At 62.8% G+C, this 14705-nt stretch carries 13 protein-coding genes; 6 read left to right on the top strand and 7 right to left on the bottom strand.

Annotation, left to right across the window (positions count from 1 at the left end; genetic code table 11):
* Nucleotides 1-9: 9 nt before the first annotated feature.
* The 5 genes from VWY34_RS08640 to VWY34_RS08620 form a co-directional block, all read right to left on the bottom strand.
* Complete coding sequence (locus VWY34_RS08640; protein ID WP_340544970.1) at nt 10-555, bottom strand: sarcosine oxidase subunit gamma; 546 nt, start codon at nt 553-555, stop codon at nt 10-12.
* Nucleotides 548-3469: a sarcosine oxidase subunit alpha family protein gene (locus VWY34_RS08635; RefSeq protein WP_416544089.1), complete on the bottom strand. Its 2922-nt coding sequence runs from the start codon at nt 3467-3469 to the stop codon at nt 548-550. The genes VWY34_RS08640 and VWY34_RS08635 overlap by 8 nt, the downstream gene beginning before the upstream one ends.
* Nucleotides 3469-3729 carry a sarcosine oxidase subunit delta gene (locus tag VWY34_RS08630; protein WP_416544088.1) on the bottom strand — a complete coding sequence of 87 codons (261 nt, stop codon included), beginning with the start codon at nt 3727-3729 and terminating at the stop codon, nt 3469-3471. The genes VWY34_RS08635 and VWY34_RS08630 overlap by 1 nt, the downstream gene beginning before the upstream one ends.
* Nucleotides 3730-3810: 81 nt before the next feature.
* Entirely contained in the window at nt 3811-5064 is a 1254-nt protein-coding gene (locus VWY34_RS08625) for a sarcosine oxidase subunit beta family protein (RefSeq protein WP_416544087.1), read from the bottom strand.
* 527 nt (nt 5065-5591) lie between these two features.
* Nucleotides 5592-7022 (bottom strand): Glu/Leu/Phe/Val family dehydrogenase, encoded by a 1431-nt coding sequence (locus VWY34_RS08620; protein WP_340544963.1) that lies wholly within the window; start codon nt 7020-7022, stop codon nt 5592-5594.
* 359 nt (nt 7023-7381) lie between these two features.
* Here VWY34_RS08620 and VWY34_RS08615 point away from each other — a divergent pair, with 359 nt between their 5' ends.
* Genes VWY34_RS08615 through VWY34_RS08605 form a run of 3 tightly spaced genes read left to right on the top strand, consistent with a single transcriptional unit; the run spans nt 7382 to nt 10224 of the window.
* Nucleotides 7382-9064 (top strand): pilus assembly protein TadG-related protein, encoded by a 1683-nt coding sequence (locus VWY34_RS08615; RefSeq protein ID WP_340544962.1) that lies wholly within the window; start codon nt 7382-7384, stop codon nt 9062-9064.
* Nucleotides 9061-9621, top strand: a complete 561-nt coding sequence (locus tag VWY34_RS08610; protein WP_416540471.1) for a TadE/TadG family type IV pilus assembly protein — start codon at nt 9061-9063, stop codon at nt 9619-9621. The genes VWY34_RS08615 and VWY34_RS08610 overlap by 4 nt, the downstream gene beginning before the upstream one ends.
* A gap of 3 nt (nt 9622-9624) precedes the next feature.
* Entirely contained in the window at nt 9625-10224 is a 600-nt protein-coding gene (locus VWY34_RS08605) for a TadE/TadG family type IV pilus assembly protein (protein ID WP_416544086.1), read from the top strand.
* A 90-nt stretch (nt 10225-10314) separates the two neighbouring features.
* On the opposite strand, the gene VWY34_RS08600 is transcribed toward VWY34_RS08605, so the two are convergent.
* The gene (locus VWY34_RS08600) at nt 10315-10830 is read right to left on the bottom strand and encodes a hypothetical protein (RefSeq protein ID WP_416544085.1); all 516 of its coding nucleotides are present in this window, start codon (nt 10828-10830) and stop codon (nt 10315-10317) included.
* Between the two features lie 236 nt (nt 10831-11066).
* Between VWY34_RS08600 and VWY34_RS08595 the strand changes: the two genes are divergently transcribed.
* The gene (locus VWY34_RS08595) at nt 11067-11978 is read left to right on the top strand and encodes a pirin family protein (protein WP_416544084.1); all 912 of its coding nucleotides are present in this window, start codon (nt 11067-11069) and stop codon (nt 11976-11978) included.
* A gap of 62 nt (nt 11979-12040) precedes the next feature.
* On the opposite strand, the gene VWY34_RS08590 is transcribed toward VWY34_RS08595, so the two are convergent.
* Nucleotides 12041-12658 (bottom strand): TetR/AcrR family transcriptional regulator, encoded by a 618-nt coding sequence (locus VWY34_RS08590; RefSeq protein WP_340544955.1) that lies wholly within the window; start codon nt 12656-12658, stop codon nt 12041-12043.
* Between the two features lie 97 nt (nt 12659-12755).
* On the opposite strand from VWY34_RS08590, the gene VWY34_RS08585 reads away from it, so the two are divergent.
* A complete protein-coding gene (locus VWY34_RS08585) occupies nt 12756-13085 on the top strand; it encodes a hypothetical protein (RefSeq protein WP_416539309.1) in 330 nt (109 codons plus the stop codon).
* Between the two features lie 213 nt (nt 13086-13298).
* On the top strand, nt 13299-14585 hold the full coding sequence (locus VWY34_RS08580; protein WP_340544952.1) for a homoserine dehydrogenase: 1287 nt from the start codon (nt 13299-13301) through the stop codon (nt 14583-14585).
* The last annotated feature ends 120 nt before the right edge of the window (nt 14586-14705 follow it).

Here is a 14705-nt window from a genome sequence, read left to right as displayed (position 1 = left end):
TCCCCGAGATTACCCCCGTGCCGCAACAGCTTCCATCGCTGTTTTCAGATCATCCACAAGTGTCTCCGCCATGGAGCGGAACACCATGATCTGCAGGCTCTTTGGCCCGAGCCGGGTGACCGAGGCCGCCATGTGCTTCAGCTCGCATCGGACGGTATGGCCGCGTTTGAACACGGCGGGCCGCAAATCCACCGGGCAGAGCCGTGCCAACACCGCGTCGCCCTGCGCACCTTCCAGAAGCACCACGGCCCAGCCATCGCTCTGATCGGTCAGCGCGGCATGATCTGCCAGCGCAGGATCCGGCCGCACGCCGGACAGCAGCGCCAGCTCACGGCCAAACCAGATAATCCGCGCCCCGGCCTTGCTGTTGCTTCGGTTCGGCATCGGCCAGCGCAGCCCATGCGCGGCCGACAGCACTTCGGAGAGCGCGGCTTCTTGACCGGCGTAGGGCGCGAGGGTGGTCATTTCCTCCAGCGTCGCCTCCCTCAGCGACAGATCCCCCACCTGCACAGGCAGCAGCCCCGCACAGGGCGATTTTGCAATCAGCTTAACCACGCGCACGCTCCCCCTCTGGATCAAAGAACACCGGCTCGACAATCTCGCAGAGCACGTCCAGCCCTGCCGTGTGATCCACCATGCGGATCGGATCGCCAATCCGGTCTGGACCGGCCTTTATCAGCGCCAGACCAATCATATGCCCCAAGGTCGGCGAATAGCAGACCGAGGTGACATAACCCTGATCATGTGGCCGGTCGACCGGATCCTCCGGGTCAAACAGATGCGCCCCGGCGGTCAGCTGCTGCACCGCGCCGGTCGGTCTGATCCCGACCAGCCGCATCCGCGCCTTGTCGACCAACCCCTCGCGCAGGGCCATCGCGCGACCGACACAGGGTTTGCCGGAGCGGAGCATCCCGCCGAATCCCAGGTCATGCAGCGTGGCGGTGCCGTTGATCTCGGCATGGGTCAGAAACCCTTTTTCAATGCGCAGCACATTCAATGCCTCCAGCCCATAGGCCCCACCGCCAAGCGCTTCCGCCCGGCGCAGCAATTCGCCAAACAGGCTCTCGCCATAGCGCGCAGGAACCGCCAGCTCATAGGCCTCCTCGCCCGAGAAAGAGATGCGGAACAGCCGGGCCGTGACCTCTCCCAGCGCCACTGCGCCACAGGCCATGAACGGCCAGTCCTCGCTAACAAATGCCGCGCCGAGGAGATCCTGCAACAGCCTCCGCGCCTTCGGGCCTGCGATGGAAAACTGCGCCCACTGCTCGGTCACAGAATGGATCCGCACGTCCCACTCCGGGTGCAGCGCCTGGCTCACGAATTCCAGATGCGCCATCACCTGCCCGGCCGCTGCGGTCGTGGTGGTCATCACATAGTGGTCTGGCGCCAGACAGGCGGTGGTACCGTCATCCATGACAAACCCGTCTTCGCGCAGCATCAGCCCATAGCGCACCCGACCGGGTTGCAGCGTGGCAAACCCATTGGCATAGACATAGTCCAGCAACCGGGCGGCATCCGGCCCCTGAATGTCGATCTTGCCAAGGGTGGAGACATCCGCCACCCCAACCGCATTGCGCACATACCCGACCTCGCGATCGCAGGATTGCCGCCAGCTGGTTTCACCCTGTTTTGGAAAATAGCTGGCGCGATACCACAGCCCCACCTCCATCATATGCGCGCCCATATCCTCGGCCAGCGCATTGGATGTCAGCATCCGACGCGGCGCAAAGCCGTGATCCTGCGCGCCTGCCCCCATCACCCCGATCGGCACCGGCACATAAGGCGGGCGAAAGGTGGTGGTGCCGGTCTCGGGAATGCTGCGGCCCGTGGCCTCGGCCAGCACCGCCAGAGCCACCACATTGGAGCTCTTGCCCTGATCGGTGGCCATGCCTTGCGTGGTATACCGCTTCATATGCTCGACCGAGCGGAAATTCTCGCGCCCCGCCTGACAGATGTCCTTGACCGTCACATCGTTCTGGAAATCCACCCAGGCCCGCCCGCGCCCCGGCACCGACCACAGCGGCGTCACCCGGCAGGGCGCATCCTCGGCCTCCGGCAGCTCCACGGGCACAGCGCGCCTGCCCAGCGCCTCCAGCGCGCGCGCGCCCGCTTCCGCCCCATCCCGCAAGGCCGCCGCAGTAGAGAAAGCTCCGCCACAGGCCCCGGCAACCGCCAGCCCCGGCACCGCGCCCTCCTGCGGCACAAAACAGGCCAGATCGCGCCGCCAGCGCGACCGCCCGTTCATGTGACAGGTCAGATGCAGCGTCGGATTCCAGCCACCGGACATGGCCAGACAGTCGGTCTGCAGCTTTTCCTCCCCCGCAACGGAGCGCAGCGTCAGGCTTTCCAGTCGCTGACGGCCTGAGGCATTGCAGACCTGAGCGCCCCGGATCACCCGGAACTCATCGCTCTGTGGTGCGTCATGGCGGCTGTCGATGACCGCCGCAACATGAACACCCGCCGCCGCCAGATCCCGTGCCGTCCGATGAGCATCGTCATTGTTGGCAAACACCGTCACCCGCTCTCCGGGCGCCACCCCCCACCGATTGAGGTAGCTTCGCACCGCACCTGCCATCATGATGCCGGGTCGGTCGTTATTGGCAAAGGCCACCGGCCGCTCCAGCGCGCCGGATGCCAGGATCGCGCGTTTTGCCACCAGCCGCCAGAAACAGCTGCGCGCAGCCTTGCCGGACCCGGCAGCTGCGGTTTCAAGCGCACCATAGGTGCCCTGATCATAGACCCCGGTCACCGTGGTCGAGGCCATGCGCCGCACATTGTCCAGACTGTCCAGCTCCGCAACCACAGCCGCCACCCAGTCCCGTGCAGGCTGCCCTGCGATGGTCTCGCGCTCGCTCAGCAGGCGACCACCGGGCGCGCTATCTTCGTCACAAAGGATCACATCCGCACCACCCCGCGCCGCCGTCAGCGCCGCCATCAGACCCGCAGGTCCCGCGCCGATGACCAGAAGATCACAGAACCCAAATGCCTTTTCGTAGGTCCCGTCATCCGGCGCCCCGGACAACGCCCCCAGCCCTGCTGCACGACGAATGACCGGCTCGTAGATCTTTTCCCAGAAGACCGCAGGCCACATGAAGGTCTTGTAGTAGAACCCCGCCCCCAGAAACGGGGCCGCCAGATCATTGACGGCCATCACATCAAAGCCCACCGAGGGCCAGCAGTTCTGGCTCCGCGCCGCCAACCCCTGGTAGACCGGCAGGGTGGTGGCGCGCAGATTGGGTTCCTGCGCCGCCCCCTCGCCCCGGGTAACCAGCGCATTGGGCTCCTCACTGCCAGCGGTCAGGATGCCGCGTGGCCGATGATATTTGAACGAGCGCCCGACAAGGTGAATGTCATTGGCCAACAGCGCCGCCGCCAGCGGCTCACCTTCATGCCCCCGCAACACACGCCCATTGAAACTGAAATCGACCTCGCGCGGCTCTGCCATGCCGCCCCAACCTGCAACCCGCATCAGCCCGCCTCCCCGGTTGCCGCAGGCGCGGCGGCGAGCATCTCGTGATTTGAGGTGTCGCGCCGCACCCTGATCCAGCTGCCACAGCCGTGCTGATGATACCACCATTCCTCCAGCGGGCCTGCCGGGTTGAGCCGCAGATGGACATGAGCATGCCAGAGCTCGAGGGGCGCGCCCTCCTCCGGCGCCTCCAGCACCGCCCCGCGATAATAGAACTCGCGACGATCACGCTCACCGCAGAGCGGACAGGTAATCCTCATGACGGGCGCCCTTTCACCTTTCCAGAAATACTCAAATACGCCGTCACGCCAGCCACGACGCCGGCGCGGACCACGCGACGGTCAATGCAGGTTATGCTGCGCACCGGTCGCCTCCTCATCCATCAGGCCCCGACCGGTCTCAAACCGGTCCAGCCGGAACGCTGCCGCCGCCTGATGCGGGCGATCCGTGGCGATCAGATGCGCATAACACTGCCCCGAGGCAGGGGTTGCCTTGAAGCCGCCATAACACCAGCCCGCATTGAGATAGAGACCCTCAATCGGCGTGCGATCAATGATCGGCGATCCGTCCGGCGTCATATCCATGATGCCGCCCCAGCTGCGCAGCAGCCGCGCCTTGCCGATGGCCGGCAGCATCGCCATGCAGGCCTCCATCGTGTGTTCCACCATCGGCAGATTGCCTCGCGCCGCATAAGAGGCATAGAGGTCGAGATAGCTGCCAAACACCAGCCCCCCCTTGTCGGACTGGCTGATATAGAGATGCCCCTCCGCAAAGGTGATGACGTGGTCGATAATCGGCTTCAGCCCTTCGGAGACAAAGGCCTGGAGCACATGGCTCTCGATCGGCAGGGTCAGCCCCGCCATGGCCGCCACCTGGCTGGAGCGCCCGGCGGCGGCCATCGCAACCTTGCCCGCGCGGATCAGGCCACGGGGGGTTTCCACCCCGATGACCTTGCCGCCCTCGGTCCGAATGCCGGTGACCTCGCAATTCTGCAGGATATCGACACCGCGCTGATCCGCCCCCCGCGCAAAGCCCCAGGCGACCGCATCATGGCGCGCCGTGCCCGCCCGCCGCTGCAACAGCGCCCCCTGGATGGGAAACCGGTTATTGTCATAGTTCAGCAGCGGCACCATTTCGCGCAGCTGGTCACGGGACAGGATCTCGGCATCATCGCCCTGATTGATGATCGCATTCGCCCGCCGCACCGCGCTGTCGCGCTGCGCGTCATTGTGGAACACGTTCAGGATCCCCCGCTGCGACATCATCGCATTGTAGTTCAGATCCTGCTCCAGCCCCTCCCAGAGCTTCAACGAATGGGAATAGAACTCCGAATTGCCGGGCAGATAGTAATTCGCCCGCACGATGGTGGTGTTCCGTCCGACATTGCCACCGCCGATATAACCGCGCTCCAGCACGGCGATATTGCGCATCCCGTGGTCCTTGGCCAGGTAATAGGCCGTGGCCAGCCCGTGACCACCGCCGCCGATGATCACCGCATCATATTCGGGTTTGGGATCCGGGTCGCGCCAATGGGCCTGCCAGCCCCGGTTGCCTGTCAGCCCTTCGCGCAGCACACGCCAGCCAGTAAATCGCATCCCCGCTCCCCCTTTGTATCCCGGTTGATCCCCCGGTCGTCCGCAGGCCAGACCACCTGCACCCGCGGTGATCTCATGCCAGCCGCCGCGCCCTCTTGGGCGACAGTCTGGCGCGTTCCGCATCCCGATACCAGCCCTGATGCACCGATTGGCCCGCGCCCTGTTCCCGGTTCCAGCCCTGGCCGGGACACCCGTGCCGACCGGCGCTGCACCTGCCCTGATCCGCCCTGGCAAACGACACCGCCCGCTATCAGCAGCACATTCAATACACATGTGTCCAGAGCAAATAAGTCAGCGTTGCCGGATCGCGCCTCGGACCTGGCCAGCGGGCCGCCTTGATCGCAGCGCTACTGCTTTATCGGGGTTTCCGAAGGGCATCGGCGGCATTCCAACGCGTCGCAGCGGACATCCAAAACGCAAGAAACCCCGCCAAGCTGGCGAGGTTTCCTGTAGGTCGGGCGCAAAACCGCGTCAGCGCCCGGTGTGTTTGCGGGGACCCGATCCGGTTCGGGTCCTTCGCGTGACGATCAAAGCCCCTTGGCGCGGTAGCTCTTGGCGACCTTGTCGATGGACACCAGATAAGCGGCGGTGCGCAGATCGGTGACATCGTCGCGGCCATGCCAGACCTCGCGCATGGACTGATAAGCCGTGCGCATAGTGTCATCGAGCCCCGACCGCACCAGCTCCAGCTCATCGGCGCCCCGCAGGTAGCGTTCCTTGAACTTCGGGTCCAGCGTCCAGGTCTTGCCCAGGCTTTCCGACAGCGCTTCCAGCTCATCCACGACCAGCTGATGGCGTGCCTCTTCCTGGCGGCGCTGCATCCGGCCAAAACGGATATGGCTGAGGTTCTTCACCCACTCGAAGTAGGAAACCGTCACACCACCCGCGTTGGCATACATGTCGGGAATGATCACCACGCCCTTCTTGCGCAGGATCTCGTCAGCGCCTGCAGTGATTGGACCGTTGGCCGCCTCGATGATCAGGTTCGCTTTCACGTTTGCCGCGTTGGAGAGGTTGATCACCCCTTCCAGCGCCGCCGGAATCAGGATGTCACAGGCCTCCTCCAGCAGAACCGCGCCGTTTTCGACGTAGCGGGCATCCGGGTAACCGGTGACTCCGCCATGGTTGGCAATCCAATGGGACACCGCTTCGATGTCCAGACCGTTTTCATCGACCAGACCGCCATCGCGTTCGATCACTGCGGTGATTTTGGCACCGTCTTCGGACATCAGGAACTTTGCCGCGTGGTAGCCCACGTTGCCCAGACCCTGAACGATGACCCGCTTGCCGTCCAGCTTCCCTTCGAGACCGGCCGCAGCCACGTCCTCGGGGTTGCGGAAAAACTCGCGCAGAGCGTATTGCACGCCACGGCCGGTGGCCTCCACACGGCCGGCAATCCCGCCGGCATTCAGCGGCTTGCCGGTAACACAGGCCTTGGCGTTGATGTCGGTGGTGTTCATCCGCGCATATTGGTCGGCGATCCAGGCCATCTCGCGTTCGCCGGTGCCCATATCGGGGGCCGGAACGTTCTGCGATGGGTTGATCAGGTCGCGCTTGGCCAGCTCATAGGCAAAACGGCGGGTGATGAGTTCAAGCTCATGTTCTTCATACTGGCGCGGATCAATGCAGAGCCCGCCCTTCGAGCCGCCAAACGGCGCTTCGACCAGCGCACATTTATAGGTCATCAGCGCCGCCAGCGCCTCGACCTCATCCTGGTTCACGCCCATCGAATAGCGGATACCGCCTTTGACGGGTTCCATATGTTCGGAATGAACCGAGCGATAGCCGGTGAAGGTCTGGATGCCTCCACGCAGGCGAACGCCAAAACGCACCGTATAGGTCGCGTTGCAAACCCTGATTTTCTCTTCCAGGCCTGGTGGCAGGTCCATCAGGGCAACTGCCCTGTTGAACATCAGGTCCACACTCTGGCGAAAACTGGGTTCTGTTGCACTGCTCATCAGGCTGTACTCCGTGCTTCTGCGTCGACTCAGTGAGATAGTGTTCGGACACTATGACTCTTGGATTAAGAAGGTGCGACCTTTTTGACCATTCCCATGCAAAAAGATTTATTTTTAGGCAATTTGAAAACAGTGGGCATTTGACTGAGTCGCCTCCAACTCGCAGCTACCGTCGATTTGTTCGCAGCGCCCGAACAACCGGCGCGCCGAGACCTCATTGGGCCTGGAATTGACGACAATTCGCGCGATTTGGTCCGGTATACGCCCCAATTCCGCCACCTTCATAAAGCATTAATAAGTGTGAAATTCCATTTCTGATGGCGCTGTGCCGGGGGGTTAAGCGGCTGGGGGTTCGACTTATGACTACGCGTTTTGACAAGATATCCATCGCGGCCCGCAAGGCCTGCCTGACCGCCTGTGTCCGTGGCGATGCGCGGCTGCGGGCGTTCCGCGCGGATGAATCGGGCGTGCTGCTGAAACCCATGGTGGGATTTCTGCTGTCGATGCTGGCCGTCGGCGGGATCGGCGTCGATCTGATGCGCATGGAGCGCGACCGGACCATCTTGCAATATACGCTCGACCGTGCGGTTCTGGCAGCAGCTGACCTCGATCAGCCACTGCCGCCTGCAGTGGTTGTTCAGGATTATCTCAACAAGGCCGGGCTGAACAAATATTACACCCCACCGGTGGCCGAAACCGGGATCGGTTTCAAAAAGGTGCAGAGCACCATCGACACCACATTTGAAACCCATATGCTGAAATTCTCCAGCGGTCAGGACATGCCTCTCTATGCGACCTCGCGCGCAGAAGAGAGCATTGACGGGCTGGAGATTTCACTGGTGCTGGATGTCTCCGGCTCGATGAACTCCAACAGCCGCCTGACCAACCTCAAGGTTGCGGCCAAAGACTTCATCGACACGATGGTCGCCAATACCATCGACAACAAGATGTCGATCTCGATCATCCCCTACGCCACTCAGGTCAGCCTCCCGGCGGATTTGATGGACCAATACACAACGACCGATGAACACGAATACTCCAACTGTGTGAATTTCACCGGCGCCCATTTCCAGAGCACCGCCCTGTCGACCGGGATCGAGCTGCAGCGCACAATGCACTTCAGCCCATGGTCCAGCGGTGATTACCGTCGCAGCTCGGACCTCGTCGCAAGCCCCGTCTGCGAAGATCGCGCAGACCGCGAGACGCTGCCGCTCCAGAAAGATGCAAACACACTGAAAACCTTCATCGACAACCTCTACGCAAGAGGCAATACGTCGATTGACGTCGGTATGAAATGGGGGACCGCCCTGCTCGATCCCTCCGCCCGCCCGGCCATCAGCGCGCTGGCCTCGGGGGGCGCTTCTATGGTTCCGGCAACCTTTGCCAACCGGCCTGCGAATTTCAACGACAGTGAAACCGTCAAGGTCATCGTCCTGATGACCGACGGTCAGAACACTGCGCAGTATTATGTGGAGCAGGATCACCGCGAGGGGCCATCCGACGTCTGGTACAATTCGGCGGCGACCGGATCCAATCCGCGCTATTCGCTCTATGACCCGCAGCGCGACAAATACTGGTGGGATCGCCTCAACCGCTGGGAAGACCACGCCTATGGTCAGGGCAGCTACCGCAAATGCGACAGCTATAGCTGCTGGTGGCAGGACGAACAGGGCGAGCCTGCCAATGTGCAACGGCTGAGCTACGCGGATCTCTTTGCCGACACGTCGCTGAAGTATCTCTATTCCAACCTCTATGGCGACTGGATGGGGCAGTCCTCGGCGCGCAGCGTCTGGTACTACGGTGTCTATGACTACTGGAACACCAGCGTCAAAAACGCCCGCACCAGCGCCATCTGCACCGCTGCCAAGAATCAGGGCATCGTGGTCTATACCATCGGCTTTGAAGCGCCCAGCGGCGGCACTGCGGTGCTGAAGGACTGTGCCAGCTCGGATGCCCATCACTTTGACGTCAACGGGCTGGAGATCAACGACGCTTTTGCCTCGATCGCCACGTCGATCCGCCAGCTGAGGCTGACCCAATGACCTGTCACCTCCCGCATAAGGGCCTCCATCGGCTGCGCCGGGCGCTGCGCCTGTTTCGCGATCGCGAAGACGGCAATGCCACGGTTGAATTTGCAATCGTGATCCCGGCCTTTCTGTTCCTGCTGATGAATACGGTGGAACTGGGCATGATCACCATCCAGCAGTCGATGCTGGAGCGGGCGCTGGATCAGACCGTGCGCGGCCTGCGCCTGTCGACCGGCGTGCCCAAACAGCACAATGAAATCCGCGATGAGGTCTGTAGCCGGTCCGGGTTTATTCGCGACTGCGGCACATCGCTCAGGCTGGAAATGGTCCAGGTCGACCCCTACGCCTGGATGCCCGTCGATCCCGAGCCCGATTGCATCAACCGGGTCGAGGACGTGCAGCCGGTCCGAACCTTCGTGACAGGGGCGTCAAACGAGCTGATGTTCATCCGCGCCTGCATGGCGTTCAAGCCGGTCTTTCCCCACTGGGGCCTGGCCGATGACATGGACAATGACGCCGACGGCCGAATCCGCCTCTATGCGACCTCCGCCTTTGTTCAGGAGCCTCGGTAAGCCATGTTGACCAATATCCGCGCCCTGTTTCGCCGCTACAAGCGAGAGACCGACGGTTCCGTCTCGGTGGAATTCGCCTTTTACATGCCACTGCTGCTCGGTGTCTTTGCGGCGATCTACACCTATTTCGATGCTTTCCGGCAGGAAGGTGTGAACCTCAAGGCCGCCTATACGATCTCGGACCTCATCTCGCGGGAGACCTCCACGCTCAACGAGGACTATATCGACAGTATGCACGAGCTGGCCAAGCTGCTGATCCGCGTGGATTCGTCGATCTCCCTGCGGATTTCGGTGATCCGCTGGGACGAGACGGACAACCGCTACTACGTTGACTGGTCCAAGGTGCGCGGCGGACAGTTCGCGGAATGGCAGGACGCCACGATCCAGCAGGTAAAAGCCAACCTGCCAAACATGCCCGATCAGGAACGGGTCATTCTGGTGGAAACCCGCAACGACATCGATCCTGCGTTCAACATCGGCCTGCCAGCCATGGACATCGAGAACTTCGTCTTCACCCGACCCCGCTTTGCACCACAGGTAAAATTCGAAGGTCAGGATGGCAGCGGCGGCGGCCATGACGACAGCACACCGTCAACAGACTGACACCCTACGGACCACCCAAGAGTGGATCGAACAACAAAGGCGCCTCCGGTAACGGTGGCGCCTTACTATGTTCGTCGAATAAATTCGGTCTCAGACCTGTGGTTGTCCCGCCTCACGCCGTGCAATCATGATGGCGAGGATCTCGGCCATGGATTTGCTCTGCGCCCCCGGCGTCACACCCCCAATGCCAATGCGATGTCCCAAGCGCCACCATAGTCCGGGCCGCCAGCTGCGGTCGCCCTTTGAGGCGGTGCGGATCAGAAACCCGTTTGACGGCTTGAACGCAAATACGCCGCGGTCCACCGCGACGACATCTGCGACCTCGGCGATCACTGCCCCGTCAGAGCTACGCAGCACCTGTTCTGTCAGCTCGATCCGCAACGCTGTCGCCTGCCACAGACGCATCGCCAGCCACAGGCAGAAACCGCCGATGGCCAGCAGGAACACCAGCCAATGCGCGGCAGGCGGCGTGGCCAGTGCAACATAGATCACCAGCGCCCCCACCACGACCAGCATCACTGTCGCCAGCAGCCGTCGCGGCGCCGAGGCATTGACGATTGCCAAAATCTCATCGCTCATCTCGCCCGATCCAGTCATCTCGCCCATCACCTGCTCCCTCAGCCTGTTCGTCGCACCCCGCCTGCATCATGGGGTCGGTCCGGGCGGATGTACCCTGATTGCGTCTGACCGCATAGCCCCCCTGTTGTCGCGGCACCGCTGCACCAGGGGCCGTGCCGCATGCGGCTGTGCGCTCACGCACATCAGCCGTTAACCGGAAGGGCTTTTCGACACACTCGCACAAGCCTATTTATGACGGAGCAATCAGCAACCGGAGACCCGCCATGTCGATCCGCCCTATCCTAGAGACCCGCCCCGCCACTCCGGCGCTGGAGGGCGCAGGCGTCAAACTGCATCGCGCTTTCGGCTTCCACGACCCCAGTGAACTGGACCCGTTCCTGCTGTTCGACGACTTCCGCAATGACCACCCTGCGGATTTCGAAGCGGGGTTTCCCTGGCATCCGCACCGCGGGATCGAGACCATCACCTATGTTCTGGACGGCACCGTTCAGCATGGCGACTCACTCGGCAACAACGGTGTCCTGGGCGCAGGTGACGTGCAGTGGATGACCGCAGGGTCAGGCATCCTGCATCAGGAAATGCCAAAGGGCAACGCAAAGGGTCAGATGCACGGCTTCCAGCTCTGGGGCAATCTTCCCGCCAGCCAGAAGATGACGGCGCCGCGCTATCAGGACATCACCGCCGAGGACATTCCCGAGGTCATCGACGATGACGGCACCCGCGTAAAGGTCATCGTGGGCGAATTCTGGGGCAAGCGCGGCCCGGTGGACGGAATTGCCGCCGACCCGCAGTATCTGGATGTCTCGGTGCCGCCCGGCGTGAAAAAGACCTTCTCCATCGACACCTATCGACGGGCCTTTGCCTATGTCTTTGCCGGTCAGGGCGCTTTTGTCGATGCCGCCCCGCCACAGGGGGTCCTGCTGGAAAAAGAGGTCGCAGGCGAAGAGCTGCATATCCGCGACATGTCAGGCGATCGCACATTGGTGCGTTTTGGCAGCGGCGAGGAAATTACCGTGCAGGCAGGCCCCGATGGCCTACGCTTCCTGCTGATCTCAGGCGCGCCGATCGAGGAACCCGTGGCCTGGCACGGCCCGATCGTGATGAACACCCAGGAAGAGCTGCGGCAGGCCTTCAGGGATCTGCGCAACGGCAGCTTTATCCGTCCGGCGCATTAGACCTCAAACACCACCGCCCCGGCGGGTGCGACGCAAACAGCGCCGCGCCCGCTGTCGGGCTGTCAGGCGCGCACGGATTTCTGCACCATATCCCAGTAAATCGCCTCGACCTCATCCAGCGACAGACGTCCACCGCTGCGATACCAGGTCATCACACCGTTCAGCATCGCAATCACCGCCAGCGTCGCGATCTTGGTATCGGGGATGTGAAACACCCCCAACCGCACGCCATCCTTCAAGATGGTCTCCAGCGTATTTTCATATTCGCGGCGCAGGGATTCGATGGCTGCGAAATTGTCCTCTGACAAGTTTCTCAGCTCCATATAGGCGATGAACACCGCATCGGGCCGTTCTAGGTGAAAGCGAATGTGAAACCGGGTAAAGGCCTCAAGCCGCGCCACCACATGGTCCTCGGCACTGCCGGTTGTAACCGCCTGATCGGGGCTGCGCTGATCCTGCCAGGCCTGCAACAGCTCGGTCATGTGACCTTCCATCAGGCTGAACAGCAGGCTCTGCTTGTCTGGCGTATAGTTATAGAGCGCCCCCGCCTGCACCCCGACTTCTGATGCGATCTGGCGCATTGAAACAGCCGCATACCCATGCTGGGCAAACAGCTGCAGGGCGGCGGCACGGATGCGTGGGCCTGTGATATCGGAATGTGAACCTTGGGTACGTGCCATGCCTCAACAATATCTGAACAGATGTTCAGATAAAAGCCCCGCTTGTGCCTTTTCATCAATATGTGCATCAAGGGAACAGCGAACAAGGATGGTTTTGATGCAGTTGACCGCAGAGCCCGAGAACCGGCCGCAGATGCCCGCAACTGATAACGAGCGGGCGGCATGGATCAGCCACGGGACCACCATGCGCCTGACCTTGCTGACCGCGGCCGTGCTGCTCTGCGGCTGCGCGCGGGTGCCGGAGCTGGAAGACCGGCTGACCCCAGACCTGCGCGGTGCCGATTATCCGGCCCTTGTTCCGCTGGAGCAGGCCCTGAACCCCGAGACGCCCCCCGCCGAGGAGAGCAAAGCGCTCGAGCAGACGCTGGAGGCCCGCGCTGCCCGCCTTCAGGCCCGCGCCGATGCGCTGCGCGCTGCCCAGCCCTAAGCGGCACCTGCCTTGGGCGCCGGTCGAGATCCCCCTGCGCGTGGATCCTCCGCGCTGGTCCCAGCCCCTGCTGATCCGTCTCATGCGGCTGCATTGCTGCCGCCAAAACCCGCTCTTCGGAATTGTCCGCCCGGAGCCGCCGCTGCCGTTGCACCGCTGCGCCGAACCCGCTAAGGCGGGGAGACGTCTTTCGGAATTAAAGGATCCCCAGCTATGACAGAGCCGCTTCGCCTTGGTATCGCAGGTTTGGGCACGGTTGGCACCGGCGTGGTCAAGATCGTCCGTCGGCAGGCGGCCATGCTGGAGGCCCGCACCGGACGCCGCATCGAGATCACCGCGGTTTCGGCGCGCGACGCAAGCAAGGATCGCGGCGTCCCGCTCGGCGACTACGCCTGGGAAACCGATCCCGTGGCGCTGGCAACCCGCGACGATGTGGATGTCTTTGTCGAGCTGATGGGCGGCCATGAAGGCGCCGCAAAAGCCGCCACCGAGGCCGCGCTGGCTGCCGGCAAGGATGTGGTCACCGCCAATAAGGCGCTCCTGGCGATCCACGGTCAGGCTTTGGCCGAACAGGCCGAGGCCGCAGGCCGCGTGATCCGTTTCGAGGCCGCTGTGGCCGGTGGCATTCCGGTGATCAAATCCCTGACCGAAGGTCTGGCCGGTAATCAGATCACCCGCGTCATGGGCGTGATGAACGGCACCTGCAACTACATCCTGACCCAGATGGAAGCCACCGGTCAGGGCTACAATGCCCTGTTCGAGGAATGCGGCCGCCTGGGCTATCTTGAGGCCGATCCGAACCTTGATGTGGGCGGCATTGATGCCGGGCACAAGCTTGCGATCCTTTCGGCCATCGCCTTTGGCACCAAGCCCGCCTTCGACGACGTGCAGCTGGAAGGCATCCAGCGCATCAGCCTGGATGATATCCGCCACGCCGCCGACATGGGCTACCGCATCAAGCTTCTCGGCGTTGCACAGCGCACCGGGCGTGGGTTGGAACAGCGCATGACCCCCTGTCTGGTGCCGGCGGATTCACCGCTTGGCCAGCTGGAAGGCGGCACCAATATGGTCGTGATCGAAGGTGACGCAGTTGAACAGATCGTTCTGCGCGGCCCCGGCGCCGGCGAGGGCCCAACCGCCAGCGCGGTCCTGGGCGATATCTGCGATCTGGCCCGTGGCACTCGTCTGGCCACCTTTGGTCAGCCTGCCACCTCGCTGGAGGATGCCCCCGCCGCCCGCACCAGCCTGGCCGCACCGCATTACCTGCGCCTGGCGCTGCTGGACAAACCCGGCGCGCTGGCCAAGGTGGCGGCGGCCCTCGGCAATGCCGGCATCTCGATCGACCGGATGCGCCAATACGGCCATACCGAACCGACCGCTCCTGTGCTGATCGTCACTCACAAATGCACCTCCAGCACCCTGCAGACCGCGCTGGAAGACCTCGCCAAGACCGATGTGGTGGCAAGCGAACCCGTTGCCCTGCGGATTGAAGAGGTCTGACAGGCCCAAACGCAGAAAAACACCGGTAGCGGCGTCGATTGCAGCGCGCCGTTACCGCCAACTGCCCTTGCCCGCGCTGCCAGATGCAGGGTATGCGACGGCACCGACCCGGGATTGAGA

The sequence above is a fragment of the Phaeobacter sp. JH20_02 genome (genome assembly GCF_048056915.1).
Taxonomy (GTDB): Bacteria; Pseudomonadota; Alphaproteobacteria; order Rhodobacterales; family Rhodobacteraceae; genus Phaeobacter; species Phaeobacter bryozoorum.
Note: the sequence above shows the minus strand (reverse complement) of the source record. Positions and strands in the feature narration are given on the sequence as shown.

Excerpts from the sequence above, each read along its gene's own strand:
- VWY34_RS08625 (WP_416544087.1), bottom strand. The coding sequence starts at position 5,064 with ATGCGATTTACTGGCTGGCGTGTGCTGCGCGAAGGGCTGACAGGCAAC.
- VWY34_RS08580 (WP_340544952.1), top strand. The coding sequence starts at position 13,299 with ATGACAGAGCCGCTTCGCCTTGGTATCGCAGGTTTGGGCACGGTTGGC.
- VWY34_RS08585 (WP_416539309.1), top strand. The coding sequence starts at position 12,756 with ATGCAGTTGACCGCAGAGCCCGAGAACCGGCCGCAGATGCCCGCAACT.
- VWY34_RS08620 (WP_340544963.1), bottom strand. The coding sequence starts at position 7,022 with ATGAGCAGTGCAACAGAACCCAGTTTTCGCCAGAGTGTGGACCTGATG.
- VWY34_RS08595 (WP_416544084.1), top strand. The coding sequence starts at position 11,067 with ATGTCGATCCGCCCTATCCTAGAGACCCGCCCCGCCACTCCGGCGCTG.
- VWY34_RS08600 (WP_416544085.1), bottom strand. The coding sequence starts at position 10,830 with ATGGGCGAGATGACTGGATCGGGCGAGATGAGCGATGAGATTTTGGCA.
- VWY34_RS08635 (WP_416544089.1), bottom strand. The coding sequence starts at position 3,469 with ATGCGGGTTGCAGGTTGGGGCGGCATGGCAGAGCCGCGCGAGGTCGAT.
- VWY34_RS08590 (WP_340544955.1), bottom strand. The coding sequence starts at position 12,658 with ATGGCACGTACCCAAGGTTCACATTCCGATATCACAGGCCCACGCATC.
- VWY34_RS08605 (WP_416544086.1), top strand. The coding sequence starts at position 9,625 with ATGTTGACCAATATCCGCGCCCTGTTTCGCCGCTACAAGCGAGAGACC.
- VWY34_RS08615 (WP_340544962.1), top strand. The coding sequence starts at position 7,382 with ATGACTACGCGTTTTGACAAGATATCCATCGCGGCCCGCAAGGCCTGC.
- VWY34_RS08630 (WP_416544088.1), bottom strand. The coding sequence starts at position 3,729 with ATGAGGATTACCTGTCCGCTCTGCGGTGAGCGTGATCGTCGCGAGTTC.
- VWY34_RS08610 (WP_416540471.1), top strand. The coding sequence starts at position 9,061 with ATGACCTGTCACCTCCCGCATAAGGGCCTCCATCGGCTGCGCCGGGCG.